Origin of the sequence: Sphingobacterium sp. UBA7253 (genome assembly GCF_002472745.1) — a bacterium.
GTDB classification, from domain to species: domain Bacteria; phylum Bacteroidota; class Bacteroidia; order Sphingobacteriales; family Sphingobacteriaceae; genus Sphingobacterium; species Sphingobacterium siyangense.
The window spans coordinates 1-982 of sequence record NZ_DKSP01000237.1 but is presented as its reverse complement, the minus strand read 5'-3'; the positions used below and the strand labels follow the sequence as shown (position 1 = coordinate 982).

Annotated in this window: 2 pseudogenes; both read left to right on the top strand. The window is 39.1% G+C overall.

The features are described 5' to 3' along the window. A pseudogene (locus B2X72_RS24795) lies at nt 1-725 on the top strand (TonB-dependent receptor); the annotation flags it as partial. A gap of 17 nt (nt 726-742) precedes the next feature. Next, nucleotides 743-982, top strand: a pseudogene (locus tag B2X72_RS24790) (RagB/SusD family nutrient uptake outer membrane protein); the annotation flags it as partial.

Here is a 982-nt window from a genome sequence, read left to right as displayed (position 1 = left end):
GACGTGATATCGTCTGGTATGATCCCACAGGTGGAGACGATAGAGCTCGATTTATTTATCGCGAAGGAGAATCGTCTTTATCATTCTTTGGTCTAGAATGGGCAGGTACCGATCAAACCAATGGCAAAAACGTCTGGTATACAAACGACGGCACTGATGGCGATTTTATCTTTAACGGAAAAGCTGCAAGTTATGATTACAAAAAAGCTAAACAAACCATCATCGGAAATGCTAATCCTAAACTATATGGCGGTATAAATTCTGACATCGATTATAAAAACTTTTCATTGGGATTGAACTTTGCTTATAAAATTGGCGGCAAACTTTATGATGCGACATCCAAAGATGTTGCCGATGACGGCTATTATTGGGAACGAATTCATGCCGCTTATTTTACAGAAAATAGCTGGTCACCTTCAAATACGGATGGAACTTACCCAATGGTTACCGGAAGAGATCTGGAAGATGTGAACCAGATCAGCAGTAGACAACTGTTTGACGCGTCATATCTTAGATTAAAGAACATTTCGTTGAGCTATAGATTACCAAATGAATTTTTAAAACGAGCTGGCATCTCCAATGCAAGGGTATTTTTCAATGGAAGCAATTTATTGACTGTTTCGAAATACAAGTATATGGATCCAGAAGTTAACCAATTTGGTACGCGGGGCTGGGAAACACCATTGGCAAAAACCTACACTTTCGGTGTTGAATTTAGTTTTTAATGAAAAAAAACAGTATTATGAAAAAGCTTTTTATTGCCTCGTGCATAACAATATCATTAGCAATCAGCTCTTGTAGCAATTTTTTGGATGTCACACCGACCAATATGGGGGACTCCAATACCTCCATCCAAACTGCTGCTGACGCAAAGGTTATTATGAATGGATTAATGAGTAAAATGGCAAATGTGGCCTACTATGGACGAAATTTTCCGCTCTATGCTGATGCCAAAGGGGGTGACTTTACGATTGCATCCCAA